This is a genomic window from gamma proteobacterium symbiont of Scutellera amethystina (genome assembly GCF_059730845.1).
On sequence record NZ_AP035935.1, the window covers coordinates 19,594 to 45,663 of the forward strand.

At 57.4% G+C, this 26,070-nt stretch carries 25 protein-coding genes; 15 read left to right on the forward strand and 10 right to left on the reverse strand.

Annotated features, from left to right (window positions below; genetic code table 11):
• The first annotated feature begins 32 nt into the window (after nt 1-32).
• The 3 genes from pstB to AC6I79_RS00110 all read left to right on the forward strand — a co-directional run bounded on the left by pstB (nt 33) and on the right by AC6I79_RS00110 (nt 2,913).
• On the forward strand, nt 33-806 hold the full coding sequence (pstB, locus tag AC6I79_RS00100) for a phosphate ABC transporter ATP-binding protein PstB (protein ID WP_021506925.1): 774 nt from the start codon (nt 33-35) through the stop codon (nt 804-806).
• 14 nt (nt 807-820) lie between these two features.
• Nucleotides 821-1,555 (forward strand): phosphate signaling complex protein PhoU, encoded by a 735-nt coding sequence (gene phoU, locus AC6I79_RS00105; protein WP_021506924.1) that lies wholly within the window; start codon nt 821-823, stop codon nt 1,553-1,555.
• Between the two features lie 119 nt (nt 1,556-1,674).
• On the forward strand, nt 1,675-2,913 hold the full coding sequence (locus tag AC6I79_RS00110) for an MFS transporter (protein ID WP_136546230.1): 1,239 nt from the start codon (nt 1,675-1,677) through the stop codon (nt 2,911-2,913).
• A gap of 149 nt (nt 2,914-3,062) precedes the next feature.
• Here the strand turns inward: AC6I79_RS00110 and yieH are convergent, their stop codons facing one another.
• Complete coding sequence (gene yieH, locus AC6I79_RS00115; protein WP_058758205.1) at nt 3,063-3,725, reverse strand: 6-phosphogluconate phosphatase; 663 nt, start codon at nt 3,723-3,725, stop codon at nt 3,063-3,065.
• A 151-nt stretch (nt 3,726-3,876) separates the two neighbouring features.
• On the opposite strand from yieH, the gene AC6I79_RS00120 reads away from it, so the two are divergent.
• The gene (locus AC6I79_RS00120) at nt 3,877-5,190 is read left to right on the forward strand and encodes an NCS2 family permease (protein WP_159377270.1); all 1,314 of its coding nucleotides are present in this window, start codon (nt 3,877-3,879) and stop codon (nt 5,188-5,190) included.
• Between the two features lie 27 nt (nt 5,191-5,217).
• Here the strand turns inward: AC6I79_RS00120 and AC6I79_RS00125 are convergent, their stop codons facing one another.
• On the reverse strand, nt 5,218-5,982 hold the full coding sequence (locus tag AC6I79_RS00125) for a 4'-phosphopantetheinyl transferase family protein (RefSeq protein ID WP_031279602.1): 765 nt from the start codon (nt 5,980-5,982) through the stop codon (nt 5,218-5,220).
• Between the two features lie 293 nt (nt 5,983-6,275).
• On the opposite strand from AC6I79_RS00125, the gene AC6I79_RS00130 reads away from it, so the two are divergent.
• Nucleotides 6,276-6,785: a flavin reductase family protein gene (locus tag AC6I79_RS00130; protein WP_031279601.1), complete on the forward strand. Its 510-nt coding sequence runs from the start codon at nt 6,276-6,278 to the stop codon at nt 6,783-6,785.
• Nucleotides 6,786-6,826: 41 nt separating this feature from the next.
• Here AC6I79_RS00130 and AC6I79_RS00135 read toward each other — a convergent pair whose 3' ends face one another.
• From AC6I79_RS00135 to rpmH, 8 genes are all read right to left on the reverse strand, one after another.
• Nucleotides 6,827-7,417: a malonic semialdehyde reductase gene (locus AC6I79_RS00135; protein ID WP_021506918.1), complete on the reverse strand. Its 591-nt coding sequence runs from the start codon at nt 7,415-7,417 to the stop codon at nt 6,827-6,829.
• A gap of 149 nt (nt 7,418-7,566) precedes the next feature.
• A complete protein-coding gene (locus tag AC6I79_RS00140; protein WP_159377269.1) occupies nt 7,567-8,877 on the reverse strand; it encodes a type II toxin-antitoxin system HipA family toxin in 1,311 nt (436 codons plus the stop codon).
• On the reverse strand, nt 8,877-9,134 hold the full coding sequence (locus AC6I79_RS00145) for a helix-turn-helix domain-containing protein (protein WP_104094318.1): 258 nt from the start codon (nt 9,132-9,134) through the stop codon (nt 8,877-8,879). Before AC6I79_RS00145 ends, AC6I79_RS00140 begins: the two co-directional genes overlap by 1 nt.
• A gap of 205 nt (nt 9,135-9,339) precedes the next feature.
• Nucleotides 9,340-10,704 carry a tRNA uridine-5-carboxymethylaminomethyl(34) synthesis GTPase MnmE gene (mnmE, locus tag AC6I79_RS00150; protein WP_021506917.1) on the reverse strand — a complete coding sequence of 455 codons (1,365 nt, stop codon included), beginning with the start codon at nt 10,702-10,704 and terminating at the stop codon, nt 9,340-9,342.
• Between the two features lie 80 nt (nt 10,705-10,784).
• Complete coding sequence (gene yidC, locus AC6I79_RS00155) at nt 10,785-12,431, reverse strand: membrane protein insertase YidC (RefSeq protein ID WP_159377268.1); 1,647 nt, start codon at nt 12,429-12,431, stop codon at nt 10,785-10,787.
• Nucleotides 12,432-12,433: 2 nt separating this feature from the next.
• Nucleotides 12,434-12,691, reverse strand: coding sequence for a membrane protein insertion efficiency factor YidD (gene yidD / locus AC6I79_RS00160; RefSeq protein ID WP_071813586.1), 258 nt, complete (start codon nt 12,689-12,691; stop codon nt 12,434-12,436).
• Nucleotides 12,655-13,014 carry a ribonuclease P protein component gene (gene rnpA / locus AC6I79_RS00165; protein WP_040679622.1) on the reverse strand — a complete coding sequence of 120 codons (360 nt, stop codon included), beginning with the start codon at nt 13,012-13,014 and terminating at the stop codon, nt 12,655-12,657. The genes yidD and rnpA overlap by 37 nt, the downstream gene beginning before the upstream one ends.
• A 15-nt stretch (nt 13,015-13,029) precedes the next feature.
• Nucleotides 13,030-13,170: a 50S ribosomal protein L34 gene (gene rpmH / locus AC6I79_RS00170; RefSeq protein ID WP_000831330.1), complete on the reverse strand. Its 141-nt coding sequence runs from the start codon at nt 13,168-13,170 to the stop codon at nt 13,030-13,032.
• A 601-nt stretch (nt 13,171-13,771) separates the two neighbouring features.
• Between rpmH and dnaA the strand changes: the two genes are divergently transcribed.
• From dnaA to AC6I79_RS00220, 10 genes are all read left to right on the forward strand, one after another.
• Nucleotides 13,772-15,175 (forward strand): chromosomal replication initiator protein DnaA, encoded by a 1,404-nt coding sequence (gene dnaA, locus AC6I79_RS00175; RefSeq protein WP_031279599.1) that lies wholly within the window; start codon nt 13,772-13,774, stop codon nt 15,173-15,175.
• A gap of 5 nt (nt 15,176-15,180) precedes the next feature.
• Nucleotides 15,181-16,281, forward strand: coding sequence for a DNA polymerase III subunit beta (dnaN, locus tag AC6I79_RS00180; protein ID WP_010617831.1), 1,101 nt, complete (start codon nt 15,181-15,183; stop codon nt 16,279-16,281).
• A 171-nt stretch (nt 16,282-16,452) separates the two neighbouring features.
• On the forward strand, nt 16,453-17,538 hold the full coding sequence (gene recF / locus AC6I79_RS00185; RefSeq protein ID WP_136546224.1) for a DNA replication/repair protein RecF: 1,086 nt from the start codon (nt 16,453-16,455) through the stop codon (nt 17,536-17,538).
• Between the two features lie 17 nt (nt 17,539-17,555).
• On the forward strand, nt 17,556-19,964 hold the full coding sequence (gyrB, locus tag AC6I79_RS00190) for a DNA topoisomerase (ATP-hydrolyzing) subunit B (RefSeq protein ID WP_058758200.1): 2,409 nt from the start codon (nt 17,556-17,558) through the stop codon (nt 19,962-19,964).
• Between the two features lie 174 nt (nt 19,965-20,138).
• Complete coding sequence (gene yidA, locus AC6I79_RS00195) at nt 20,139-20,948, forward strand: sugar-phosphatase (RefSeq protein ID WP_159377266.1); 810 nt, start codon at nt 20,139-20,141, stop codon at nt 20,946-20,948.
• Between the two features lie 216 nt (nt 20,949-21,164).
• Nucleotides 21,165-21,863, forward strand: coding sequence for a FadR/GntR family transcriptional regulator (locus AC6I79_RS00200; RefSeq protein WP_058770730.1), 699 nt, complete (start codon nt 21,165-21,167; stop codon nt 21,861-21,863).
• Nucleotides 21,860-22,738, forward strand: a complete 879-nt coding sequence (locus tag AC6I79_RS00205) for a 2-dehydro-3-deoxygalactonokinase (RefSeq protein WP_058758195.1) — start codon at nt 21,860-21,862, stop codon at nt 22,736-22,738. The genes AC6I79_RS00200 and AC6I79_RS00205 overlap by 4 nt, the downstream gene beginning before the upstream one ends.
• Nucleotides 22,722-23,339 (forward strand): 2-dehydro-3-deoxy-6-phosphogalactonate aldolase, encoded by a 618-nt coding sequence (locus tag AC6I79_RS00210; protein WP_021506907.1) that lies wholly within the window; start codon nt 22,722-22,724, stop codon nt 23,337-23,339. The genes AC6I79_RS00205 and AC6I79_RS00210 overlap by 17 nt, the downstream gene beginning before the upstream one ends.
• On the forward strand, nt 23,336-24,484 hold the full coding sequence (gene dgoD, locus AC6I79_RS00215; RefSeq protein ID WP_058758194.1) for a galactonate dehydratase: 1,149 nt from the start codon (nt 23,336-23,338) through the stop codon (nt 24,482-24,484). Before AC6I79_RS00210 ends, dgoD begins: the two co-directional genes overlap by 4 nt.
• 244 nt (nt 24,485-24,728) lie before the next feature.
• Complete coding sequence (locus AC6I79_RS00220; protein ID WP_058758193.1) at nt 24,729-26,021, forward strand: MFS transporter; 1,293 nt, start codon at nt 24,729-24,731, stop codon at nt 26,019-26,021.
• Nucleotides 26,022-26,070: the final 49 nt, after the last annotated feature.

The window sequence follows — 26,070 nt, forward strand, 5'->3', positions numbered from 1 at the left end:
GCTTCGGCGGCGCTGCACATGAGAGATGAGCAATGAGTATGGCAACTCCTTCTGCCGGTAAAATTCAGGTGCGCAATCTGAATTTCCACTACGGTAAGTTCCACGCGCTGAAGAACATTAATCTGGATATCGCCAAAAACCAGGTGACGGCGTTTATCGGTCCGTCGGGCTGCGGCAAATCCACCCTGCTGCGCACCTTCAACAAAATGTACTCGCTCTATCCGGAGCAGCGTGCTGAGGGTGAAATTCTGCTGGATGGCGACAACATTCTGGCATCGCATCAGGATATCGCCCTGCTGCGCGCGCGCGTCGGCATGGTGTTCCAGAAGCCGACGCCGTTTCCGATGTCGATTTATGACAACATCGCCTTTGGCGTGCGGCTGTTTGAGAAGCTGTCGCGTGCCGATATGGATGAGCGCGTGCAGTGGGCGCTGAGCAAAGCCGCGCTGTGGAATGAAACCAAAGACAAGCTGCACCAGAGCGGTTACAGTCTCTCCGGCGGTCAGCAGCAGCGCCTGTGCATCGCGCGCGGCATCGCAATTCGCCCGGAAGTGCTGCTGCTGGATGAGCCATGTTCGGCGCTGGATCCGATCTCCACCGGACGCATCGAAGAGCTGATTACCGAGCTGAAGCAGGATTACACCGTGGTCATCGTGACCCACAACATGCAGCAGGCGGCGCGCTGTTCCGATCACACGGCGTTTATGTATCTGGGCGAGCTGATTGAGTTCAGCGACACCGACACGCTGTTTACCAAGCCAGCGCAGAAGCAGACAGAAGATTACATCACCGGTCGTTACGGCTGATTCAGGAGAGAAACATGGATAATTTAAATCTGAACAAACATATCTCCGGTCAGTTCAACGCGGAGCTGGAGCACATTCGTACCCAGGTGATGATCATGGGTGGCATGGTGGAGCAGCAGCTTACCGATGCCATCACCGCGATGCATAACCAGGATGGCGAACTGGCGCGCCGGGTGATCGACGGTGACCAGAAGGTCAACATGATGGAAGTGGAGATTGATGAAGCCTGTGTGCGCATCATCGCCAAGCGTCAGCCTACCGCCAGCGACCTGCGTCTGGTGATGGCGATCATCAAAACCATTTCGGAGCTGGAACGCATCGGCGACGTGGCGGAGAAGATCAGCCGTACCGCGCTGGAGAAGTTCGGTCAGCAGCACCTGCCGCTGCTGGTGAGCCTTGAGTCGCTCGGGCATCACACCGTGCAGATGCTGCACGACGTGCTGGATGCCTTCGCGCGCATGGATCTCAACGAAGCCATCAAGATCTACCGCGAAGACAAAAAGGTGGATAAAGAGTACGAAGGCATTGTGCGCCAGCTGATGACCTACATGATGGAAGATCCGCGCACCATTCCCAGCGTGCTCACCGCGCTGTTCTGCGCGCGCGCCATCGAGCGCATCGGTGACCGCTGCCAGAACATCTGCGAAATTATCTTCTATTTCGTGAAAGGTCAGGATTTCCGTCACGTGGGCGGTGACAAGCTGGATGAACTGCTGTCGGGCGACGACGGCAGTAATAAACCCTCCTGATTGACGTGATGACTGCCTGTTAGCGCTGAGGCTGACAGGCAGTGCGCTTGATTTCTGCCTGTTCTCAACCTGCCGCTCTCTTTATACTTGGCGCACATTTTTCTGCCAGGTGCTGTTTTATGTCCTCTGCAAATAACAACAAAACCGCCGTTACGCCGGCGAAAGCAATGGTGGCTGCCGTCAGCGGCTATGCCATGGATGGATTTGATCTGCTGATTCTGGGATTTATGCTGCCGGCGATCAGCGTGTCGCTGGCGCTGGATGCGTCGCAGGCCGGTTCGCTGGTGACCTGGACGCTGATCGGCGCGGTGGTCGGCGGCATTGTGTTTGGTCATCTGAGCGATCGCTACGGCCGCATCCGCATTCTGACCGTGACGATCCTGATGTTCTCGCTGTTCACCGGGCTGTGCGCCGTGGCGCAGGGCTACTGGGATCTGCTGGCGTATCGTACGCTGGCGGGCATGGGGCTGGGCGGTGAGTTTGGCATCGGCATGGCGCTGATTGCCGAAGCCTGGCCGAAGGAGAAGCGCAACCGCGCCTCGGCGTGGGTGGGTATCGGCTGGCAGCTCGGCGTATTGCTGGCGGCCTTTATCACGCCGCCGCTGCTGAGCGTGATTGGCTGGCGCGGTATGTTCCTGGTTGGCCTGCTGCCGGCGCTGGTGTCGTTTGTGATTCGCCGCAGCATGGGCGAGCCGGAAGCCTTCACCCGCCATGTGGAAAAAACTCCGCAGCTCTCCTTTTCCGCGCGCATTAAACTGCTGTTTGCCGATCGCGCCACCAGCAAAGCCAGCCTCGGCATTCTGATTCTTTGTTCGGTGCAGAATTTCGGTTATTACGGCCTGATGATCTGGATGCCAAGCTATCTCTCTTCCAGCTTCGGCTTCAGCCTGACCAAATCCGGCCTGTGGACGGCCGTTACGGTAGTGGGCATGACGTTCGGCATCTGGCTGTTCGGCGTGCTGGCGGACCGCTTTGCGCGCTGGAAGATTTTCCTGCTGTACCAGTTTGGCGCCGTGGCGATGGTGGTGGTTTACGCCCAGCTGCGCGACCCGACGGTGATGCTGTTTACCGGTGCCATCATGGGGATGTTTGTTAACGGCATGATTGGCGGCTACGGCGCGCTGATATCGGACACTTTCCCACCGCAGGCGCGCGCCACCGCGCAGAACGTGCTGTTCAACCTCGGCCGCGGCGTCGGCGGTTTCGGTCCGCTGGTGATCGGCATGCTGGCCACGCATATTTCGTTCACCGCTGCGATTACGCTGCTGGCGCTGATTTATCTGCTGGATATTGTCGCTACGCTGTTCCTGCTGCCAAAAAGCCAGGGCAATGAGGATTCGCTGGGCGCGATTGGGTGATTTTTTCCCCTCACCCTAACCCTCTCCCGCAAACGGGAGAGGGAACCGTTCAGTGCGGTTTTACAAACCTGTGCTTCACCTTAACACCCGCTCGATCGGCCCCTTCTCCCGCTGGCGGGAGAAGGCTGGGATGAGGGGGCTGCGCGCACTTACCTGACCAGATCCCAGCCACGTGCACGCCACAGCGCTGGCAGCTGCGCCATATCGTCAAAACGCGTCACCAGCGGGTGATCAATCACCGGATTGTGTGCATCGGCACAGTAGTAAAACACCGGTATGCCAGCGGCGATGCCAGCCCGCGCGCCAGCCTCTGAATCATCCACCAGAATGCACTTTTCAATCGGCACCTGCATCTGTTCCGCCGCGTGATACATCAGCTCCGGATCCGGTTTCCAGTGATTAATGTCATAGCCACTGTACAGGCGTCCGCTCAGATACGGCAGCATGCCGGTCAGCCCCAGTGAATGCTCCATCTTCTTCACCGTACCGTTCGACACCACGCACATCGGCACCTTCACGCGCTCCACCAGCGCTCTGGCGCCGGCAATCGGCTGCAGATCAAGATCAAACAGGCGCGCCACTTCCGCGCGGTAGGCACTCTCCACCTCAGCCAGCGGCAGCGTCACCTGATGCTGTGCCGTCACATCGCGGATGATGTCGTAAAGCTTCACCCCTTTGTACTGCTCAAACATCTGCTGCAGCGAGAGTTCGATACCGTAACGGGCAAAGGTGTTGACGTAGGACTGCGTGCAGATCACTTCGCTGTCGACCAGCGTGCCGTCGCAATCAAAAAAGATACATTCAACTGACATCGCACCTCATCCTTTTAGTAAACAACAAGCTGTCACTCTAGCGCACTCAGCGCAGAAAGCGACCCCAGGCAACCGGTTGCGAAAAATCAGTGTTTTGCGGCGCTAAAGTCTATAGGATACGCGGCGATAAATTTTTCATCGGAACAGCGAAATGAACGAGCAGGGCCTTTTGCAGCGTATTTTCAGGCTGCAGGAACACGGAACCACCGCGCGCACCGAAGTGATTGCCGGTTTCACTACTTTCCTGACGATGGTGTACATCGTCTTCGTTAACCCGCAGATTCTTGGTGCCGCAGGCATGGACACCCAGGCGGTGTTTGTTACCACCTGCGTGATTGCTGCGTTCGGCAGCATCCTGATGGGGCTGGTGGCCAATCTGCCGGTGGCGCTGGCACCGGCCATGGGCCTCAACGCCTTCTTTGCCTTTGTGGTGGTGGGTGCTATGGGCTACTCGTGGCAGGTTGGCATGGGTGCAATCTTCTGGGGTGCGCTGGGGCTGCTGATCCTGACGCTGCTGCGCGTACGCTACTGGATGATCGCCAATATTCCGCTCAGCCTGCGCGTGGGCATCACCGCCGGTATTGGTCTGTTCATCGCCATGATGGGGCTGAAAAACGCCGGTATTATTGTGCCCAACGCGGACACCATCGTGACCGTCGGCAACCTGGCCTCGCACAACGTGCTGCTCGGCGCGCTCGGCTTCTTTATCATTGCGATTCTGGCGTCGCGCAATATCCACGCGGCGGTGCTGGTTTCTATTGTAGTGACCACCGCGATCGGTCTGCTGCTGGGCGACGTGAAGTTTACCGGGCTGTTCGCCGCGCCGCCGGCCATCACCTCGGTGGTCGGCCAGGTCGATATCAAAGGCGCGTTCAACGTGAGCATGGCGGGCGTGATCTTCGCCTTCATGCTGGTCAATCTGTTTGACTCATCCGGTACGCTGATTGGCGTAACCGATAAAGCGGGCCTGACCGATGAGAAAGGTACTTTTCCGCGCATGAAACAGGCGCTGTACGTGGATAGCATCAGCTCCGTCACCGGTTCGCTGATCGGCACCTCTTCGGTGACGGCGTACATCGAAAGCTCATCCGGCGTGGCGATTGGTGGCCGTACCGGCCTGATGGCGGTAGTGACCGGCATCCTGTTCCTGCTGGTGATGTTCCTGTCGCCGCTGGCTGCTATGGTGCCCGCCTATGCGGCGGCCGGCGCGCTGATTTATGTTGGCGTACTGATGACGGCTTCGCTGGCGCGCGTGCGCTGGGACGATCTCACCGAAGCGGTGCCGGCATTTGTCACGGCGGCGATGATGCCGTTCAGCTTCTCGATCACCGAAGGTATTGCGCTCGGTTTTATCTCTTACTGCGTGATGAAACTCGGTACCGGACGCTGGCGTGAAATCAGCCCGTGCGTGGTGGTGGTGGCGTTGCTGTTTGTGCTGAAAATCGCTTTTATCGACGGGCACTAAACGCAACAGGCCGCGGGTGCGGCCTGGTTATCCGGGATGCCTGACTTCCGGCTGACTGGCGACACGCTCGCCGGGCAGGCTGGTGAGGCGCAGGGTGCGCGGCCCGATGTTGGGTTTGCTCATCTCCACATCGCGCAGCGACTGCCACTGCTGCTGCGCATCAATCTCCCACAGCCGTAAACGCTCAGTGCCGGGCGACAGCGCGCAGGACCATACCAGCGTCGGCTCGGCATCACACACTGCCTGAATATCGGGATAGACGCTGGATCGCAGCCGGCCGGCCGCCGGATGCAGCCGCAGTGCATCAATACCGCTGTTGGCTTCGCCGGTCAGTTTGAGGATGCTCTGGCGTAGCGTCCAGATCTGCGTCACCGCTTCCATAAAATCCTGCTGGGCGTTAATCCACGCCTTTTCACCCGATGACAGCCCCTGCGTAAGGGCATCCTGCGCCTGACGGCTATGCGCCCGAACGATTTCCATATCCAGGCCAGCGCGCCCGCCTTCTTCCGCCAGCAGCACGCCGACCATATTACCGGCATAGGAGATACTGAAGTCAGGCAGATTAGGATCGGCAAAGCAGGGACGACCGCTGCTGCTGGCGATCAGCGGCGGCAGGTCACGAATACCATAGACGCGCAGCATCAGCTGGGCCAGCAGCGCGCGTGCGGCAAGAAAGCGGCCACGGCGCTTATCAGGCAGGTGCCCGGCGCTGGTCATCACATCCTGTGGAACCCGCATGGTCTCTGGGGTGAGGGGCGGGTTAACCACCCAACGAACAAAATGACTAGCCATCTGTCGCTCCGTGAAAATGGTCGGATAATCATCAGGGCTATTGTAAGAATTTTCTCATGGGTTTGCATCCGACTTACGCTGGATAGCCAGTAAATTCAGATAAGGACGAGGCGAATCTCATTGCCATGAGCTGCAATTGAATATGAGGCTTTTGCACATTGGTGTCGGATGGGGTGCCGAAGCGGCGGATGTGGTGTAGGATTTGGACAGGAAAGAGCTGCACAATGAAGTGCTTAAATTATTCACCTATCTGCCAATCGTGCGCATCGCAAACCATGCACGTCGGAGTTGTTATGTCTGTTACCTCTCTTGCTCGCCAGGAATCGATCTCGCTGGATGAATTTCGTCACGGCATGCGCCGTCTCACTGCCGGTGTCTCGCTGGTGACCACCTCATCCAGCGGAGAAAAGTTCGGGCTGATCGCCACCTCGGTCAGCTCGCTGGCAGCGGAACCGCCCAGCCTGCTGGTCTGCGTTAACCGCAGCGCATCAAGCCACGATGCCATTCTGCAGGCGGGCTACTTTGCCGTGAACGTTCTGCGCGAGCAGCACGATGACCTGTGCGCGCAGTTCAGCTCGCCGACGCGCCGCGCTGAGCGTTTCCAGAGTGGTGAATGGCAAACCCTTAATACGGGCGCGCCCGTGCTGGCTGATGCGCTGGTGAGCTTCGACTGTCAGCTGGAAAAAACGGTGGAGTGGAACACCCACAGCGTGCTGCTGGCGCGTATCGTGGGTATTGCGCTGCCGGGCGAAGCGACAGCGCCGATGGTCTACTTCAACAGCGGTTTTCACTCGCTGGGCTAAGTCATGGCGCAGCGCGTCGTGCGGCTGCGCGGCTTAACGTATCAGGCAAATTTGCTGGCTTCGTCAAAGCTCAGACGCGGCAGGCGCGGATGCAGCTTACTGGCTTCGCCATAGCCAAGGTTGATCAGTAAGTTGACCTGCCAGTTATTTTCGCTGAAGAACGCGGCGTTAACTTTAGCCGGATCAAAACCGGACATCGGGCCGGCATCCAGTCCCAGCGAGCGGGCCGCCAGAATCAGATAGCCCGCCTGCAGGCTGCTGTTGCGAAACGCGGTCTCTTTGGCCAAATCCGGGCTGCTGGTAAACCAGCTGCGTGCATCGCCATGCGGGAACAGTTTTGGCAGTGCTTCATAAAAGGTCGGATCCCACGCCACAATCACCGTCACCGGTGCCGCCATGGTCTTATCTACATTGCCTGAGGAGAGCGCCGGTTTCAGCTTCTCTTTACCTTCCTGAGACGTCACGAACACAAAGCGGCCCGGCGAGCAGTTGGCTGAGGTCGGCCCCAGCGCCGTCAGCGCATAGAGCTGCTTCAGCACCTCCTGCGAAATCGGTTTATCCTGCCAGTAGCTATGGGTGCGGGCTTCAGTAAACAGCGCGTTCAGCGCCACGCTGTCGAGCGGTGTACTCATGTTTCTCTCCTGTTCAGGCAACAACCTGCGCCTGATTTTTAGCATAAATAATGGATGTGGCCGCTGCGTTTACGCGGCGACCCTCAACCGTTATACGACAAAGGCGAGGGCGCGCCAAATAACAAACACGCATGACAACCGTTGAACGTTTACTGCTGAAGACGCGCGGCCCGCGCCTTAAAGCCATTGAGGATGGTCTGGCTCACGCGTAACGGGAAGGCTGCAGGGATTTGCTCCTGCACGCGTTGGATCACTTCTGGCGTCCTGGCTCTGAACTCATCGAGGATATGTGCCATCGCCGTCAGGGCAAATTTTGTCGTTTTTGCGGTTTCTATAAAATGGCGGGGAAAAATGTGTTCGATGGCGGCTTTCCGGCCTTTGCTCCCGTTCAGTCCCATTGCCAGCTTTGCATCACGAATGTGTAATCCCGCACCGCCAATCACGGGATAAACGGAAAGAATGTCGTAAAACGGCGTCAGGCGAAAACGTCCTTCCGCTTCGATAAAAATGGAAAAGTTTTTGGCATGGCCATCGGTGGCCGCCAGCAGCCAAAACAGGACCTGAGCTTTCATGAAATCATATCGATCCTGTTCTGCATTAACTGAATTCAGGAGATAATCCATAATCGCAGAAATGCCCGGGCCGCCGTGGCTTTCATATTTTCCTGCCGCGGGTACATTCAGCACCTGACAAAAATCTTCCTGGGGTAACCGCATGATCCACTGTCCATCCGACGCATAACGCCGATCAAACCGCTCCACGGCCAGTGCTTTAATTTTCCCGGTGTTTACGATAAAGCAAGAGGGAACTGCCAGGCCAAATTCTCTGGCAATCAGCGTACAAAGCCACTCATTCTCCACGCTATCTGAAAGATCGATGCGATGAGAATGGCTCTGAATATTGCCAATCGGCAATTTTAAAATATGGGTGGTGGGCGTATTACCCTGCGGCAGGCACCATTGTTGATTAATGCGTAACAGCGCCGTTTTCTCCTGCGCGCCAGCCAGTGAAATACGAAAATCAGTCAGCTCTTCCAGCATGCCAAGCGGTGCGCCTGACTGATAGCCTGAAAGGATTTTTTCCAGTTCGCTATCGCTTAACCTGCGGTAATCGATCGTTCGGACAGTGTGCGGTTTACTGTCAGGCGGTAACAATTGCAGCGCACCAATGGTGTCGCTGCCGACCTTTGCGAGTAAGTCAAAGGGCTGGGTGGAGCTGGCCTGATAGCGAGACAGAATACGTGCGCGAATTTCAGGGTTATCAGGCAGCAGGTTATCAAAAAAGTTATAGACCTCCGCGCCCTTGTAAGGCTGGTGGCGCAAAGGCATGGAGAGGGATATCGGTCGGCTACCCGGCTGATTCAGCCAGCTCTCATAATATCTGAAGGTGTGTGCACCGGTTTCTGCCCTGCTGAAAACGCCTGTCCGATAGCCGTTCATGTAGACATCCAGTTCTGTCATCACCACTCTTCCTTCCAGCCGTCCGGGTCCTGTTTGGCCGATGGCAAACCACGGGGTTTTATCTCCATTTCCAGATCCAGAGCAGCGAGAATACGAAACAGCGTGTCCAGTCGGGTGGTTTCTGGCTGTAGCTCAAAGCTCGAGACGGTATCCTGACGAATCCCAATTTTGCTGGCGACTTTCGCTTGCGAGAGTGACTCTGTGAGTCTTCTATCTTTGAGATAAGAACTTAATTGTTTGGCGCTGGTGATTTTCATAGCGGCGCTCCAGTCTGGCAACCGTGATACCATTACACGCTATTGCGTGTGAATCAAGGTTTACCCGCTATCACAGGTAATCCCGGCTTCACGCGCAACTGGCGGTAGTGAACTGGGGGTTAACGCGGGTTAATACCGGGAAGAACAGCGTGGAGTGGCTGACGAACGGTAGAGACGCCGCCAGCCATTAATATAAAGGTTTGTTTTACTTACCAATACAAAAGCTGGAGAAAATCCGGCCCAGCAGGTCGTCGGAGGTAAACTCGCCGGTGATTTCGCTCAGCGCCTGCTGCGCCAGCCGCAGCTCTTCGGCCAGCAGTTCGCCCGCCCAGGCTCCCAGCAGCTGATCTTTGCCCTGCTGTAAGTGAGTGGCTGCTAACTCCAGCGCCTGCAGATGGCGGCGACGCGCGAGGAAGCCGCCTTCCATATTGCCAGCGAAGCCCATGCTCTGTTTCAGGTGCTCGCGCAGCGTATCGACGCCAGCACCGGTGCGCGCCGACAGGCGAATAAGTGAGTGGCCATTTACTTCTGTCAGGCCCAGCGTTTCACCGGTCATGTCCGCTTTATTACGTACCACGGTAATCGGCAACGCAGCCGGTAAGCGCGCCACGAAATCAGGCCAGATGGCGGCGGCTTCAGTGGCGTCAGTCGTGGTGCCATCTACCATGAACAGGACGCGATCCGCCTGCTCAATCTCCTGCCAGGCGCGTTCAATGCCGATACGTTCCACTTCGTCGCTGGCTTCACGCAAACCGGCGGTATCGATGATGTGCAGCGGCATGCCATCGATGTGGATGTGCTCGCGCAGCACGTCACGCGTGGTGCCGGCGATATCCGTCACAATCGCCGCTTCGCGTCCGGCCAGTGCGTTGAGCAGGCTCGATTTCCCGGCGTTGGGACGACCGGCAATCACCACTTTCATCCCTTCACGCAGCAGGCTGCCCTGACGCGCTTCGGCGCGCACGCCGTTGAGATCGCCGATCACCGCATTAAGCTGCGCTTCGATTTTGCCGTCGGAAAGGAAGTCGATCTCCTCATCCGGAAAATCAATCGCCGCTTCTACATAGATGCGCAGGTGAGTAAGTGCTTCCACTAACGCATTAACGCGCAGTGAAAAGGCACCCTGCAGCGAGTTGACGGCGGAGCGGGCGGCCTGCTCGGAGCTGGCATCAATCAGATCGGCAATTGCTTCTGCCTGCGCCAGGTCGAGCTTGTCATTCAGAAAGGCGCGTTCCGAGAACTCGCCCGGCTGCGCAATGCGCACACCCGGCAGCGCCACGATGCGCTTCAGCAGCAGATCGAGAATCACCGGACCGCCGTGGCCCTGCAGTTCCAGCACATCTTCGCCGGTAAAGGAGTTCGGACCCGGGAACCACAGCGCGATGCCCTGATCCAGCACGCTGCCATCAGCATCGTTAAAGGGCAGATAGTCGGCGTAGCGCGGCTTCGGCAGCTTGCCCAGCACGGCCTGCGCCACCTCAGCGGCTTTGCCACCGGAAATACGCAGAATACCGACGCCACCACGGCCGGGAGGCGTCGCCTGGGCAACAATAGTGTCACTGTGGCTCATAAGTACCTTCTTCCAAAAAAAACAGGGCGGCATAAATGCCGCCCCTGGAGATGTTGCGTCCTGCTCAGCGTTGCCGGGCGTTACGCTTTCTTCTTGTCGCGGCTGTGTAAACCACGCTTTTCCAGCCCGCGATAAATCAGCTGCTGCTGGAGAATGGTTACCAGGTTGCTGACGATGTAGTACAGCACCAGACCTGACGGGAACCACAGGAAGAACACGGTAAAGATAACCGGCATGTAAGTCATGATCTTCTGCTGCATCGGATCGGTCACGGTGGTCGGTGACATCTTCTGAATGAAGAACATGGTGATACCCATGATGACCGGCAGAATATAGTACGGGTCCTGCGCAGACAGGTCATGGATCCACAGTACAAACGGAGCATGACGCAGTTCAACGGAACCGGACAGCATGTAGTACAGCGCCAGGAAGATTGGCATCTGGATAACCAGTGGCAGACAGCCGCCCAGCGGGTTCACTTTCTCCGCCTTATACAGCGCCATCATCTCCTGGCTCTGCTTCTGCTTATCATCACCCAGACGCTCACGCATGGCCTGAATCTTCGGCTGCAGCATACGCATCTTGGCCATCGAGGTGTACTGCGCTTTGGTCAGCGGGTACATGATGCCACGCACGATGAAGGTGATAACGATAATGGAGAAGCCCCAGTTACCGATAAAGCTGTGCAGGAACTTCAGCAGCTTAAACAGCGGCTGAGAGATGAACCACAGCCAGCCGTAATCCACGGTCAGATCGAGGTGCGGCGCGATAGCGGCCATTTTGTCCTGGATTTCCGGACCGACCCACAGAGTGGCACCGAGATCCTGCTGTGCGCCGGCGGCGATGGTCACAGGCGCCGACTTATAGCCGATTGCCGCCACACCATTGCCGAGATTGCTGGTGTACAGCGTATTGTTACCCTGAGTGCGCGGCACCCATGCGGTCGCAAAGTACTGCTGCAGCATCGCCACCCAGCCGTTGCTGGTGGTGGTGTTCAGGTTCTCGTTATCAGCGATGGTATCGAATTTGTATTTTTCATACTTCGCATCGCTGGTCGAGTAAGCGGCACCACGGAAAGTGTGCAGCGCAAAGTTATTGCTGCCGGTATCGCGATGCTTCGGCAGATCGATCGTCTGCTTCAGCTGACCAAACATCGCCACTTCCAGCGGCTGCTGCGAGGCGTTATTGATGTTGTAGTCAACGTTAACCGCGAATTCGCCACGTTTGAACACGAAGGTTTTGGTGTAAACCACGCCGTTCTCACCGGTCCAGCTCAGCGGCACGCGCAGCTCGGTCTGGCCATCGGCCATCTCGAAGTGATCCTGGGAAGCGGTATACAGCGGACGTGCGCCGTTGTTCGGGTTATCCGGACCGTTACGGCCGGTTAAGCCGCTCTGCGCCTGATAAACGAAGGCCGGAGTGGTTTCCAGCAGCTGGAACGGTGCGTCTGAACCCAGTTTGTCCGGGTAAGTCAGCAGCTGTGCCTGCTCGATATCACCGCCGCGGGTATTAATGTTGAGTGACAGGACATCAGTCTTAACGGTGATCGTTTTGCCCTGGCCGCTAGCCGGCACGCCGGAAGTGGCGGCATCACCCGCTGCGCTGCTTGTGTTCTGCGTGGTCTGGGTCTGCTGTGGCTGCGGAGCGTGGTCCGTCTGCCAGGCTTGCCAGATCATAAAAGACACGAACAGAAAAGCGATGAGAAAGAGATTGCGTTGCGAATCCATCGTTAATGTTCTCTGGTATCAAAGGTTTTTGGCGGCACCGGATCGTCGCCACCCGGGTTCAAAGGGTGGCATTTTAATACGCGTTTAATCGTCAACCAACTGCCTTTTAACATGCCGAAGCGGCGTACAGCTTCCACCCCATACTGCGAGCAGGTGGGATGGAACCGGCAATGAGGTCCCAGCAGTGGGCTGATGGCGCGTTGATAAACGCGTATCAGGGCGATCAGGAGCCGCGCGCCAGGCGACAGTGACGACGCCATAATTTCTCCAACGCTTCCGTCAGTGCACGGTTATCGAGGTCAGCAATCCCTTTTTTCGCCACGATGACAAAATCCATCGGCGGCAGCTCGTGTTGACGCAAACGAAAGCTTTCGCGGGTCAATCGCTTGATCCGGTTGCGTTCATGGGCGCGTTTCACGTGCTTCTTGGCGACGGTAAGACCGATGCGGGGATGCCCCAGCGAATTAAGGCGGCCGAGGATGGTGATTTGCGGCGTGCCAGCCCGAAGAGGTTGCTGGAAGACGAAAGTGAAATGAGCGGGAGTTAACAAACGTAACTCCCTGGGAAATGCGAGCTTAACCACGAGGGTTAGCTTTTATTACTTAGAAACGGTCAGACGAGCACGGCCTTTAGCACGACGACGTGCCAGAACCTGACGACCATTTTTAGTAGCCATACGAGCACGGAAGCCGTGAGAACGGTTGCGCTTCAGTACGGACGGTTGAAAAGTGCGTTTCATGGCGATTTCTACCTAAACTTGAAAAATTTCACTGGGTGACGCGTTTTCGGGCCAGTAAAACGACCGACGCCTCAATGTGTCTTTAATAAAGAGGCGGGATTGTAATAATTGTACAGTCCGGAGTCAATTTACTTCGCTGGGCGCGAGACCTGAAAACTCTGATACAGCCCGCTAATTCCGGGCATCAAAGCTTCACGCGCCAATGCCGGGTGGGGAATTATACGGGCTATAAAGGAAAGCGCAAGGATCGTCCAGGATCTTCTTGCGATCGCCGCGCCGATCGTAACGGCAAAAATGCGAGCGCGGTGGAAAATTTCTCGCTTTCAGCCTGATCCCCGCTCGCTTTTTCCGCAGACGGCGTAAACTGATGCATGCCTGGACACCCTGTGGATAAAATGGATCAAAACTGTGTAGAAAGGGAAGATCTCTGAGGCGCTTTGCGCTATGATCCGCCCTTCCGCTGACGATCCTCCTTGCGATCGCCGGGGATGACTACCGCGGATAGCGGTCGCAGGCGCTTTCTGACCGCCTGTGTCAAAAAAGACAGTTTCTATTATTAGCGCCTGAAATTCTTATCGATTTTGTACGAGTGGAGTCCGCCGTGTCACTTACGCTTTGGCAACAGTGTCTTGCCCGTTTGCAGGATGAGCTTCCTGCCACCGAATTCAGCATGTGGATTCGTCCGCTGCAGGCTGAATTGAACGACAATACGCTGGCCTTGTATGCACCAAATCGGTTTGTACTCGACTGGGTTCGGGATAAATATCTCAATAGTATCAATGGGCTGCTGAATGAATTCTGCGGTGCGAACGTGCCGCTGCTGCGTTTTGAGGTCGGCACGCGCCCGGTTGCGCCGGTGGCTGCTACGCAACCCGCCATGGCCAGCAGCGTCAGCGCGCCCGCACCGGCTGAGAATCGTCCGGCACCGGCACAGCCGCTGCGCCCGAGCTGGGATTCGGTTCCGGCACCGGCTGATGTGACCTACCGCTCGAACGTGAATAACCGCCACAACTTCGACAACTTCGTTGAGGGTAAGTCCAACCAGCTGGCGCGCGCGGCGGCACGTCAGGTGGCGGATAATCCTGGTGGCGCTTATAACCCGCTGTTCCTGTATGGCGGCACCGGCCTCGGCAAAACGCACCTGCTGCACGCGGTGGGCAACGGCATCATCGCGCGCAAGCCGAATGCCAAAGTGGTTTATATGCACTCTGAACGCTTCGTGCAGGATATGGTGAAAGCGCTGCAGAACAACGCCATCGAGGAGTTTAAGCGCTACTACCGTTCGGTGGACGCGTTGCTGATCGATGATATTCAGTTCTTTGCCAATAAAGAGCGCTCGCAGGAAGAGTTTTTCCACACCTTCAACGCGCTGCTGGAAGGTAATCAGCAGATCATCCTGACCTCGGATCGTTACCCGAAAGAGATCAACGGGGTGGAAGATCGTCTGAAATCACGCTTTGGCTGGGGATTAACCGTGGCGATCGAGCCGCCTGAGCTGGAGACGCGTGTCGCGATCCTGATGAAAAAGGCGGACGAAAACGACATCCGTCTGCCGGGCGAAGTGGCCTTCTTTATTGCCAAGCGTCTGCGCTCTAACGTGCGTGAGCTGGAAGGGGCACTGAATCGTGTGATTGCCAATGCCAACTTTACCGGGCGTGCCATTACCATCGATTTTGTGCGCGAAGCGCTGCGCGACCTGCTGGCACTGCAGGAAAAGCTGGTGACCATCGACAACATCCAGAAGACGGTGGCCGAGTACTACAAAATTAAAGTGGCGGATTTGCTGTCGAAGCGCCGTTCGCGCTCGGTAGCGCGTCCGCGTCAAATGGCGATGGCGATGGCCAAAGAGCTCACCAACCACAGCCTGCCGGAAATTGGCGATGCGTTTGGTGGCCGTGACCATACCACCGTGCTTCATGCCTGCCGTAAAATCGAGCAGCTGCGTGAAGAGAGCCACGACATCAAAGAAGATTTCTCTAACCTCATTCGAACATTATCTTCCTGACGCATATGAAATTTATTGTTGAACGTGAGCAGTTGCTGAAGCCGCTGCAACAGGTGAGTGGCCCGCTTGGCGGACGCCCGACGCTGCCGATCCTCGGAAATTTACTGCTGCAGGTGAATGAAGGCACGCTGCTGCTGACCGGTACCGATCTTGAGATGGAGATGGTGGCGCGCGTGGCGCTGACCCAGCCGCACGAACCGGGCGCGACCACCGTGCCGGCGCGTAAGTTTCTTGATATCTGCCGTGGTCTGCCTGAAGGCGCAGAGATCAGTCTGACGCTGGAAGGTGACCGCATGCTGGTGCGCTCCGGCCGCAGCCGCTTTTCGCTGTCGACGCTTCCAGCCAGCGACTTCCCGAATCTCGACGACTGGCAGAGCGAAGTGGAATTCACGTTGCCGCAGGCCACGCTCAAACGCCTGATTGAAGCCACGCAGTTCTCCATGGCGCATCAGGATGTGCGTTACTATCTCAACGGCATGCTGTTTGAGACCGAAGGCGAAGAGCTGCGCACCGTTGCTACTGACGGCCATCGCCTGGCAGTCTGTTCGATGCCTGTCGGACAGGCGCTGCCGAACCATTCGGTGATCGTACCGCGTAAAGGTGTGATTGAGCTGGTTCGTCTGCTGGACGGCGGTGAGACGCCGCTGCAGGTGCAGATTGGCAGCAGCAACATTCGCGCGCATGTCGGCGACTTTATCTTTACGTCGAAGCTGGTTGATGGCCGTTTCCCGGATTATCGCCGCGTATTGCCGAAGAATCCTGACAAAGCGCTGGAAGCGGGCTGCGATCTGCTGAAACAGGCTTTTGCCCGCGCGGCAATCCTGTCGAACGAAAAGTTCCGCGGCGTTCGCATCTATATCACCGAAAATCAGCTGCGCATCACCGCTAATAACCCGGAGCAGGAAGAGGCGGAAGAGATGCTGGATGTGTCGTACAGCGGCACCGAGCTGGAGATTGGCTTTAACGTCAGCTACGTGCTGGATGTGCTGAACGCGCTGAAGTGCGAAAACGTGCGTCTGCTGCTGACGGATTCGGTTTCCAGCGTGCAGATTGAAGATGTAGCCAGTCCGGCTGCGGCCTACGTCGTTATGCCCATGCGTTTGTAATAGAAAATATCGGCCTGGCTTACTTGCCATTCTGGTCCCGGGCAGTGCTCGCCCCTGGTCACATACTTCAGTATGCTCCCAGGGCCTGCGCGCTGGCCGTGGCCAGACTGCCTGCGCCGCCAACGGCCTGGATTGTTAATGTTAGGCAACCCCCTCTGGCTGGATTGATTCATGGCTTTAACCCGCCTCCTGATTAAAGATTTTCGTAATATCGAGCAGGCCGATCTCACGCTGGCGCCGGGCTTTAATTTTCTCGTGGGCGCCAACGGCAGCGGTAAAACCAGCGTGCTGGAGGCGATTTATACGCTGGGTCACGGCCGTGCATTCCGCAGTTTGCAGGCCGGACGCGTAATTCGTCACGATCAGGACGCGTTTGTGTTGCACGGGCGGATTGAAGGCAGCGAGCGCGAGCTGGCGGTCGGCCTGAGTAAAAACCGCGCCGGCGACAGCAAAGTCCGCATCGACGGCAGCGACGGCCACAAAGTCGCCGAGCTGGCGCAGCTGCTGCCGATGCAGCTGATTACGCCAGAGGGGTTTACTTTGCTCAACGGCGGCCCCAAATACCGTAGAGCCTACATCGACTGGGGCTGCTTTCATGCTTATCCCGGTTTCTTTCTGGCCTGGAGCAATCTGCGTCGCCTGCTGAAACAGCGCAACGCGGCGCTGCGCCAGGTCGCGCGCTACAGCCAGATCCGGCCATGGGATCAGGAGCTGGTGCCGCTGGCAGAACAGATCAGCGCCTGGCGCGCTGAATACAGCGCAGCCATTGCCAGCGAAATCACCGTCACCTGCAGCCAGTTTTTACCGGAGTTTGCGCTGAGCTTCTCCTTCCAGCGTGGCTGGGACAAAGAGAGCGACTTCGGCGAGCTGCTGGAGCGCAACTTCGAGCGCGATCGTGCGCTCACCTACACCGCCAGCGGTCCGCACAAAGCCGATTTTCGGATTCGTGCTGAAGGCACGCCGGTGGAAGATTTACTCTCACGCGGTCAGTTAAAGCTGCTGATGTGTGCGTTGCGGTTAGCGCAGGGCGAGTACCTGACGCGCAGCAGCGGACGTCGCTGTTTATACCTGATTGACGACTTCGCCTCCGAGCTGGATGACACCCGTCGTCGCCTGCTGGCGGAACGCCTGAAAGCCACGCAGGCTCAGGTGTTTGTCAGCGCCATTGGTGTCGAGCATGTAATCGATATGAGTGACGAAAAGGGCAAGATGTTCCGCGTGGAACAGGGTAAAATAGCGGTTCAACCTGAAGATTAAATGAGCGAGAAACGTTGATGTCGAATTCTTATGACTCCTCAAGTATCAAAGTCCTGAAAGGGCTTGATGCGGTACGCAAACGCCCGGGTATGTACATCGGCGATACGGATGACGGCACCGGTCTGCATCACATGGTATTCGAGGTCGTGGATAACGCCATCGACGAAGCGCTCGCCGGCCACTGTAGTGATATCGTGGTCACCATCCATGCCGACAACTCTGTCTCCGTGCAGGATGACGGCCGTGGTATTCCGACCGGTATTCACCCGGAAGAGGGCGTTTCTGCCGCCGAAGTGATCATGACCGTACTGCACGCCGGCGGTAAGTTTGATGACAACTCCTATAAAGTCTCTGGTGGTCTGCACGGCGTCGGCGTATCGGTGGTGAACGCCCTGTCGCAGAAGCTGGAACTGACCATTCGTCGCGACGGCAAAGTGCATCAGCAAACCTACGTGCACGGTGTGCCGCAGGCGCCGCTGGCGGTGACCGGCGATACCGACGCTACCGGTACGCGCGTGCGTTTCTGGCCGAGCCACGATACGTTCACCAACGTCACCGATTTTGAATATGAAATCCTGGCGAAGCGTCTGCGCGAGCTGTCATTCCTCAACTCCGGCGTGTCGATTCGCCTGGAAGACAAGCGCGACGATAAAAACGATCACTACCACTACGAAGGTGGTATCAAAGCGTTCGTTGAATATCTCAACCGCAACAAGAACCCGATTCACCCGAATGTGTTCTACTTCTCCACCGAAAAAGACGGTATCGGCGTCGAAGTTGCGCTGCAGTGGAACGACGGTTTCCAGGAAAACATCTACTGCTTCACCAACAATATTCCGCAGCGCGACGGCGGAACGCACCTTGCCGGTTTCCGCGCGGCGATGACGCGTACGCTCAACGCCTACATGGATAAAGAAGGTTACAGCAAAAAAGCCAAAGTCAGCGCTACCGGTGACGACGCGCGTGAAGGGCTGGTGGCAGTGGTTTCGGTCAAGGTGCCGGATCCGAAATTCTCTTCTCAGACCAAAGACAAGCTGGTCTCTTCCGAGGTGAAATCGGCGGTGGAACAGCAGATGAACGAACTGCTGAGCGAATACCTGCTGGAAAATCCGTCTGACGCCAAAATCGTGGTCGGCAAAATTATCGATGCCGCGCGTGCGCGTGAAGCCGCACGTCGTGCACGTGAAATGACCCGCCGTAAAGGCGCGCTGGACCTGGCGGGCCTGCCGGGCAAGCTGGCGGACTGTCAGGAGCGCGATCCGGCGCTGTCTGAAATCTACCTGGTGGAGGGTGACTCTGCAGGCGGTTCCGCCAAGCAGGGACGTAACCGTAAGAATCAGGCGATTCTGCCGCTGAAAGGTAAAATCCTTAACGTGGAGAAAGCGCGTTTCGACAAAATGCTCTCTTCACAGGAAGTCGCCACGCTGATCACCGCACTGGGCTGCGGTATCGGCCGCGATGAGTACAACCCGGACAAGTTGCGCTATCACAGCATCATCATCATGACCGATGCGGACGTCGATGGTTCGCACATCCGTACGCTGCTGCTGACCTTCTTCTATCGCCAGATGCCGGAAATCATCGAGCGTGGCCACGTCTACATCGCGCAGCCACCGCTGTACAAGGTGAAGAAGGGCAAGCAGGAGCAGTACATTAAAGATGACGACGCGATGGATCAGTATCAGATTGCCATCGCGCTGGACGGCGCAACGCTGCACACCAACGCCAGCGCACCGGCGCTGGGCGGCGAGCCGCTGGAAAGCCTGGTAGCGGAATACAACAGCACCCAGAAGATGATCAAGCGTATGGAGCGCCGCTTCCCGTCTGCGCTGCTGCGCGCGCTGGTTTATCATCCAACCCTGAGCGATCTCAGCGATCAGACAGCAGTGACTGCATGGCTGGAGAGCCTGGTGGCTTACCTGAACGAGCGCGAAGCGCATGGCAGCAGCTATGTGGCACAGGTGCGGGAAAACCGCGAACAGCAGCGCTTTGAGCCGGTGCTGCGCGTGCGTACTCACGGTGTTGATACCGATTATCCGCTGGACAGCGAGTTCATTGACGGCGCGGAATACCGCAAAATCTGTGCACTCGGCGCGCATCTGCGTGGTCTGATTGAAGAGGATGCCTACATCGAGCGCGGCGAGCGCCGTCAGCCGGTTGCCAGCTTCGAGCAGGCGATTGACTGGCTGGTGAAAGAGTCGCGCCGCGGTCTGTCAGTGCAGCGCTATAAAGGTCTGGGCGAGATGAACCCGGATCAGCTGTGGGAAACCACCATGGATCCGGACAGCCGCCGCATGCTGCGCGTCACCATCAAAGACGCCATCGCCGCCGACCAGCTGTTCACCACGCTGATGGGCGATGCGGTTGAACCGCGCCGCGCCTTCATCGAAGAGAACGCGCTGAAAGCCGCCAACATCGATATCTGATATCGCAAAACCCTTCCCAAACGGGAAGGGTTTTTTGTTTTAATCACCGTTATTAATTCCCTCCTGAGCACCAACCTCTTTGTTCGCAACGCATCTTCCGCTGCCGATTAACTGGTCAATGTGAGCTGAATCGCGCTAGCATTAAAGCCAGACCCTGAATTAACCGAGGACGTTATGGCGATAAAACTGATTGCGATCGATATGGACGGCACGCTGCTGAATCCGCAGCACGAAATCACGGCGGGCGTCAAAGCGGCGATTGGCCGGGCGCGGGATAAAGGTGTGTCGATCGTGCTGGCCACCGGACGTCCGTTTGTTGGTGTGGAGCGCTACCTGATGGAGCTGGATCTGCGTCAGCCGGGGCAGTATTGCATCAGCAACAACGGCGCACTGGCGCACAGCGCGGACAGCGGTGAGGTGGTGGCCGAGAAGATGCTTGGCTTTGATGACTATCTCTACCTGGAACAGCTGGCGCGCGACCTTGGGGTACATTTTCAGGCGTTCGACAAATCCTTCCTCTACACGCCAAATAAAGACATCAGCGAATACACCATCCACGAAGCCAGCCTGACCGGAATTCCGGTACGCTATCGCGCTGTAGAAGAGATGGATCCGGCGACGCGCTTCCCGAAACTGATGATGATCGACAAACCGGAGCTGCTGGATAAAGCCATCGCCGCCTTACCGGCGCGCGCCCGCGACAGTTATACCATTCTGAAAAGTGCACCTTACTATCTCGAAATCCTTAATCCGCTGGTCAACAAAGGCTACGGCGTAAAAATGCTGGCGGAGAAACTCGGCCTGCAGCCGTCAGAAGTGATGGCGATTGGCGATCAGGAAAACGATCTGGCGATGATTGAATACGCCGGCACAGGCGTGGCGATGGGCAATGCGATTGATTCCGTGAAGCAGATTGCGCAGTTCGTGACCAAGACCAATATGGAAGATGGTGTCGCGCACGCCATTGAAGAGCTAGTGCTGTAACCCTCCTCTGATGCGGGCGGCGTTCTGCTGCCCGTCACTTCTCTGCTGAATTTTTTGCTGCCAGTGTGCCGATGGGTTGTCTGTTTTGTGATCCACATTGTAGTACAAACAATCTATATGGTACTACAATCGCCGCTACAGGATGCGTCAGGGATTGGGCTTTGCACTACGAAAGCAGTAATCTGATTTCTCACGCCTTTCATGGAATCGAACACTATGACGCAGGAACCACTGAGTAAAACAGAGCGCATCATCCAGACGCTGGGTGAAGAGATTGTTGCGGGAAAATATGTGCCGGGCGCCGCGCTGCCGGCGGAAGCGGAGCTGTGCGAGCGATTTTCAACCTCGCGCAACATTATCCGCGAAGTGTATCGCTCCCTGATGGCTAAACGCCTGATGGAGATGAAGCGCTATCGCGGCGCGTTTGTCACCTCACGTAACCAGTGGAACTATCTCGACAGCGATGTACTGCAGTGGGCGCTGGCGCACGATCACGATCCGCGCCTGATTGCGGCCATGAACGAGGTACGCGTGCTGGTGGAGCCGCAGATTGCGCGCTGGTCGGCCGAGCGGGCAACGTCGACCGATCTGGCGGCGATTGAACTGGCCTACAACGAGATGGTGGCCAACCACCTCAACCGTGATGCCTTTAACGACGCAGATATCCGCTATCACGAAGCGGTGATGGCCTCGGTGCATAACCCGGTGCTGCAGCAGCTCAATGTGGCGATCAGCCAGCTGCAAAAAGCGGTGTTTGCGCAAACCTACATGGCAGACTCCGGCAATATGCCGCGCACGTTAGCCGAACATAAAGCGCTGTTCGATGCCATTCGCCACCAGGATGGCGATGCGGCGGAACAGGCGGCGAAGGCGATGATTGCCAGCTCAACCGCCCGACTCAAGGAGATTTTGTGACGCGTTATATCGCCATTGACTGGGGCTCCACCAACCTGCGCGCCTGGTATTACCGCGCCGGTGAATGCGTCGATGAGCGCCGTTCGGAAGCGGGCGTGACGCGCCTCGGCGACCGCACGCCTGCTCAGGTGTTTGCCACCATTACCGACGGCTGGCCGGTGGCCGAAGTCCCGGTGATCATGGCCGGCATGGTGGGCAGCAACGCCGGCTGGCTGGCAGTGCCTTATCTCGCCTGTCCGGTGGCGCTCAATGCATTAAGCGATCGCCTGACCTGCGTGGAAGGAAAAGCGTGGATTGTGCCGGGACTGAGCGTCGAACGTGACGACAACTACAACGTAATGCGCGGTGAAGAAACCCAGCTGCTTGGCGCTGTCACGCTGCAGCCCGCGCCGCTGTATGTCATGCCGGGCACGCACGCCAAGTGGGTGCAGATGGAACAGGATCGCGTCATCGATTTCCGCACCGTGATGACCGGCGAGCTGCACCATTTACTGCTGAAGCAGTCGCTGATTGGCGCCGGTTTACCCGCGCAGGAAGCCTCTCCGGACGCGTTCCGGGACGGTTTGCAGATTGGCAGCCACGACCGCTCAATTCTGGCGCGCCTGTTTGAAGTGCGTGCCGCCCACGTGCTCGGCGCACGCGATCGGCGCCATATCAGTGATTTTCTCTCTGGCCTGTTAATCGGCCATGAAGTGGCGCAGATGACGCAGCAGTTAACGCATAGCCGCCAGCCGATTGTCATTATCGCCGGCAGCGCGCTGGCACAGCGTTATCAGCAGGCGCTGGCCTTTATCGGAACAGATTCAGTCACGCTGGAGGGCGATCGCGCTTTCCAGCACGGAATAAGGAGTATTGCGCATGTCCTGGCCCACTAAACTTCCGCTGATCGCCATTCTGCGTGGCATCACGCCGGATGAAGCTGAAGCGCACGTCGCGGCGTTAATCGACGCCGGTTTCGACGCGATTGAAATTCCGCTCAACTCGCCAGAGTGGGCGAAAAGTATCGGCGCGATGGTGCAAACCTTCGGCGATAAAGCACTGATCGGTGCCGGCACCGTGCTGCAGGCGACGCAGGTCGATCAGCTGGCGGCGCTCAACAGCAAGCTGGTGGTGACGCCCAATACCGATGCTGCGGTGATTCGCCAGGCCGTGGCGCACGGTATGCTGGTTGCCGCAGGCTGTGCCACCGCCAGCGAAGCCTTTACCGCGCTGCAGGCTGGGGCGCAGGCGCTGAAAATTTTCCCGTCGTCGGCGTTTGGTCCGGGCTACATCAAAGCGCTGAAAGCGGTGCTGCCGCCGGAGGTGCCGGTCTTTGCCGTGGGCGGCGTCACGCCGGAAAACCTGCATGAATTTATCGCCGCCGGTTGCGTCGGGGCTGGCCTGGGCAGCGATCTCTATCGCGCCGGTCAGCCGCTGTCGCGCACCGTGGAGAAGGCCCGCGCATTTATTGCTGCCTATAAGGACGCTGTACGATGAAAATTACGAAACTGACCACTTATCGCCTGCCGCCGCGCTGGATGTTCCTGAAAATCGAAACCGACGAAGGCATCATCGGCTGGGGCGAGCCGGTGATTGAAGGGCGCGCGCGCAGCGTCGAAGCGGCGGTGCATGAGCTGTCGGAATATCTGATTGGGCAGGATCCGGCGCGGATTAATGATCTGTGGCAGGTGATGTATCGCGGCGGTTTTTACCGCGGCGGCCCGATTTTAATGAGCGCCATTGCCGGTATCGATCAGGCACTGTGGGATATTAAAGGCAAAGCGCTGGGCGTGCCGGTGTATCAGCTGCTGGGCGGTCTGGTGCGTGACAGCATCAAAGCCTATAGCTGGGTAGGCGGCGATCGTCCGGCTGAAGTGATTGATGGCATTAAGAAATTACGTGGTATCGGCTTTGACACCTTCAAACTCAACGGCTGTGAAGAGATGGGCATCATCGACAATTCTCGTCAGGTTGATGCCGCTGTTAACACCGTAGCGCAGATCCGCGAAGCCTTTGGCAATGACATTGAGTTTGGCCTCGATTTCCACGGTCGCGTCAGCGCGCCGATGGCCAAAGTGCTGATCAAAGAGCTGGAGCCATATCGTCCGCTGTTTATTGAAGAACCGGTGCTGGCCGAGCAGGCAGAATACTATCCGCGCCTGGCGGCGCAGACGCATCTGCCGATTGCCGCAGGCGAACGCATGTTCTCCCGCTTCGAGTTCAAGCGCGTGCTGGAAGCCGGTGGGCTGGCGATTCTGCAGCCGGATCTGTCGCACGCCGGCGGCATCACCGAATGCTACAAAATCGCGGCGATGGCCGAGTCCTACGACGTGGCGCTGGCGCCGCACTGTCCGCTGGGGCCGATTGCGCTGGCTGCCTGTCTGCACGTGGATTTCGTGTCGCGTAACGCGGTGTTCCAGGAGCAGAGCATGGGCATTCACTATAATCAGGGCGCTGAACTGCTCGATTACGTGATCAATAAAGATGATTTTAAAATGGATGACGGCCATTTCTATCCATTAAATAAACCCGGCCTCGGTGTGGAAATTAATGAAGAGCTGGTGATTGCGCGCAGTAAAAATGCGCCAGACTGGCGCAACCCATTATGGCGCTTTCCGGATGGATCGGTAGCCGAGTGGTAATGTTCGTAGTATTGCGCCCGATCGCTACGTTTACCGCTTTATAACAGCACCGATTACCAAGCGATTAAACATCTGACTATTTAAACCATGTGCGGAATATATAAGGCACAGGGCAGCGCTCAACCTGTTTTCACCGCGCTGCCAGTTTGCCGCAGCTGCGGCTTTTATCTTCGATAACCTTACCCTGCGTTGGCTGCGGCGTGTTTCGGCACGTCCGCCAGCTGACATCTGACGGAGAAACACCATGGATCTCTCTGCTGTTCAGGCGAAACCTACGCGTCGCCGTTATATTACGCTGCTGATGATTTTTATTACGGTGGTCATTTGTTATGTCGATCGCGCTAATTTAGCCGTGGCCTCGGCGCATATTCAGCAGGAATTTGGCATCAGCAAAGCAGAAATGGGGTATGTGTTTTCTGCTTTTGCCTGGTTATATACGCTGTGCCAGATTCCCGGCGGCTGGTTTCTCGATCGCGTAGGCTCACGCCTGACCTATTTTATCGCTATTCTCGGCTGGTCGGTGGCGACATTATTGCAGGGATTCGCCAGCGGCTTATTATCGCTGATAGGTCTGCGCGCCATTACCGGTATTTTTGAAGCGCCGGCTTTCCCGACCAATAACCGCCTGGTTACCAGCTGGTTCCCGGAACAGGAGCGCGCTTCGGCCGTCGGTTTTTACACCTCCGGTCAGTTTGTCGGCCTGGCGTTTCTCACGCCGCTGCTGATCTGGATTCAGGAACTGCTGAGCTGGCACTGGGTGTTTATCATCACCGGCGGGATTGGCATTGTCTGGTCGCTGGTGTGGATGAAGGTTTACCAGGCACCGAGCCAGAGCAAAGGCATCAATCAGGCCGAGCTGGATTACATTCGTGCCGGTGGCGCGATGGTCGACGGCGATGCGCCCAGCGAGAAAAAAGCACGCGTTAAACTCACCGCGGCCGACTGGAAACTGGTGTTTCATCGCAAGCTGTGCGGCGTGTATCTCGGCCAGTTCGCGGTGACCTCAACGCTGTGGTTTTTCCTTACCTGGTTCCCCAACTACCTGACGCAGGAGAAACATATTGCCGCGCTGACGGCCGGCTTTATGACTACCGTGCCGTTTCTCGCCGCCTTTATTGGCGTGATCCTCTCCGGGATGGTGGCCGATCGTCTGGTGCGCAGCGGCCGCTCGCTCGGCTTTGCCCGCAAGACGCCGATCATCTGCGGCCTGCTGATCTCCACCTGCATTATGGGCGCAAACTACACCAACGATCCGCTGTGGATTATGGTGCTGATGGCGCTGGCCTTTTTCGGCAACGGGTTCGCGTCCATCACCTGGTCGCTGGTCTCGTCGCTGGCGCCGGTACGCCTGATCGGCCTGACCGGCGGCATGTTTAACTTTATCGGCGGCCTCGGTGGCATCACGGTACCGCTGGTGGTGGGGTATCTGGCGCAGGATTACGGCTTTGCGCCCGCGCTGGTGTACATCTCCGCCGTTGCGCTGATTGGCGCGCTCTCTTACATCCTGCTGGTGGGGGATGTGAAGCGCGTGGGCTAAGCTTCCGGGTGCGCATGCCTGCGCACCCGCATTAGCTGCTCAGCTTTTG

What these genes read in the sequence shown, in the direction of transcription:
- phoU (WP_021506924.1), top strand. Translation starts at nt 821, where the DNA reads ATGGATAATTTAAATCTGAACAAACATATCTCCGGTCAGTTCAACGCG.
- AC6I79_RS00145 (WP_104094318.1), bottom strand. Translation starts at nt 9,134, where the DNA reads ATGAAAATCACCAGCGCCAAACAATTAAGTTCTTATCTCAAAGATAGA.
- yieH (WP_058758205.1), bottom strand. Translation starts at nt 3,725, where the DNA reads ATGTCAGTTGAATGTATCTTTTTTGATTGCGACGGCACGCTGGTCGAC.
- AC6I79_RS00120 (WP_159377270.1), top strand. Translation starts at nt 3,877, where the DNA reads ATGAACGAGCAGGGCCTTTTGCAGCGTATTTTCAGGCTGCAGGAACAC.
- AC6I79_RS00110 (WP_136546230.1), top strand. Translation starts at nt 1,675, where the DNA reads ATGTCCTCTGCAAATAACAACAAAACCGCCGTTACGCCGGCGAAAGCA.
- AC6I79_RS00140 (WP_159377269.1), bottom strand. Translation starts at nt 8,877, where the DNA reads ATGACAGAACTGGATGTCTACATGAACGGCTATCGGACAGGCGTTTTC.
- AC6I79_RS00130 (WP_031279601.1), top strand. Translation starts at nt 6,276, where the DNA reads ATGTCTGTTACCTCTCTTGCTCGCCAGGAATCGATCTCGCTGGATGAA.
- AC6I79_RS00220 (WP_058758193.1), top strand. Translation starts at nt 24,729, where the DNA reads ATGGATCTCTCTGCTGTTCAGGCGAAACCTACGCGTCGCCGTTATATT.
- AC6I79_RS00200 (WP_058770730.1), top strand. Translation starts at nt 21,165, where the DNA reads ATGACGCAGGAACCACTGAGTAAAACAGAGCGCATCATCCAGACGCTG.
- gyrB (WP_058758200.1), top strand. Translation starts at nt 17,556, where the DNA reads ATGTCGAATTCTTATGACTCCTCAAGTATCAAAGTCCTGAAAGGGCTT.
- pstB (WP_021506925.1), top strand. Translation starts at nt 33, where the DNA reads ATGAGTATGGCAACTCCTTCTGCCGGTAAAATTCAGGTGCGCAATCTG.
- yidC (WP_159377268.1), bottom strand. Translation starts at nt 12,431, where the DNA reads ATGGATTCGCAACGCAATCTCTTTCTCATCGCTTTTCTGTTCGTGTCT.
- AC6I79_RS00210 (WP_021506907.1), top strand. Translation starts at nt 22,722, where the DNA reads ATGTCCTGGCCCACTAAACTTCCGCTGATCGCCATTCTGCGTGGCATC.
- dgoD (WP_058758194.1), top strand. Translation starts at nt 23,336, where the DNA reads ATGAAAATTACGAAACTGACCACTTATCGCCTGCCGCCGCGCTGGATG.
- yidD (WP_071813586.1), bottom strand. Translation starts at nt 12,691, where the DNA reads ATGGCGTCGTCACTGTCGCCTGGCGCGCGGCTCCTGATCGCCCTGATA.
- mnmE (WP_021506917.1), bottom strand. Translation starts at nt 10,704, where the DNA reads ATGAGCCACAGTGACACTATTGTTGCCCAGGCGACGCCTCCCGGCCGT.
- AC6I79_RS00125 (WP_031279602.1), bottom strand. Translation starts at nt 5,982, where the DNA reads ATGGCTAGTCATTTTGTTCGTTGGGTGGTTAACCCGCCCCTCACCCCA.
- rpmH (WP_000831330.1), bottom strand. Translation starts at nt 13,170, where the DNA reads ATGAAACGCACTTTTCAACCGTCCGTACTGAAGCGCAACCGTTCTCAC.
- yidA (WP_159377266.1), top strand. Translation starts at nt 20,139, where the DNA reads ATGGCGATAAAACTGATTGCGATCGATATGGACGGCACGCTGCTGAAT.
- AC6I79_RS00135 (WP_021506918.1), bottom strand. Translation starts at nt 7,417, where the DNA reads ATGAGTACACCGCTCGACAGCGTGGCGCTGAACGCGCTGTTTACTGAA.
- recF (WP_136546224.1), top strand. Translation starts at nt 16,453, where the DNA reads ATGGCTTTAACCCGCCTCCTGATTAAAGATTTTCGTAATATCGAGCAG.
- dnaN (WP_010617831.1), top strand. Translation starts at nt 15,181, where the DNA reads ATGAAATTTATTGTTGAACGTGAGCAGTTGCTGAAGCCGCTGCAACAG.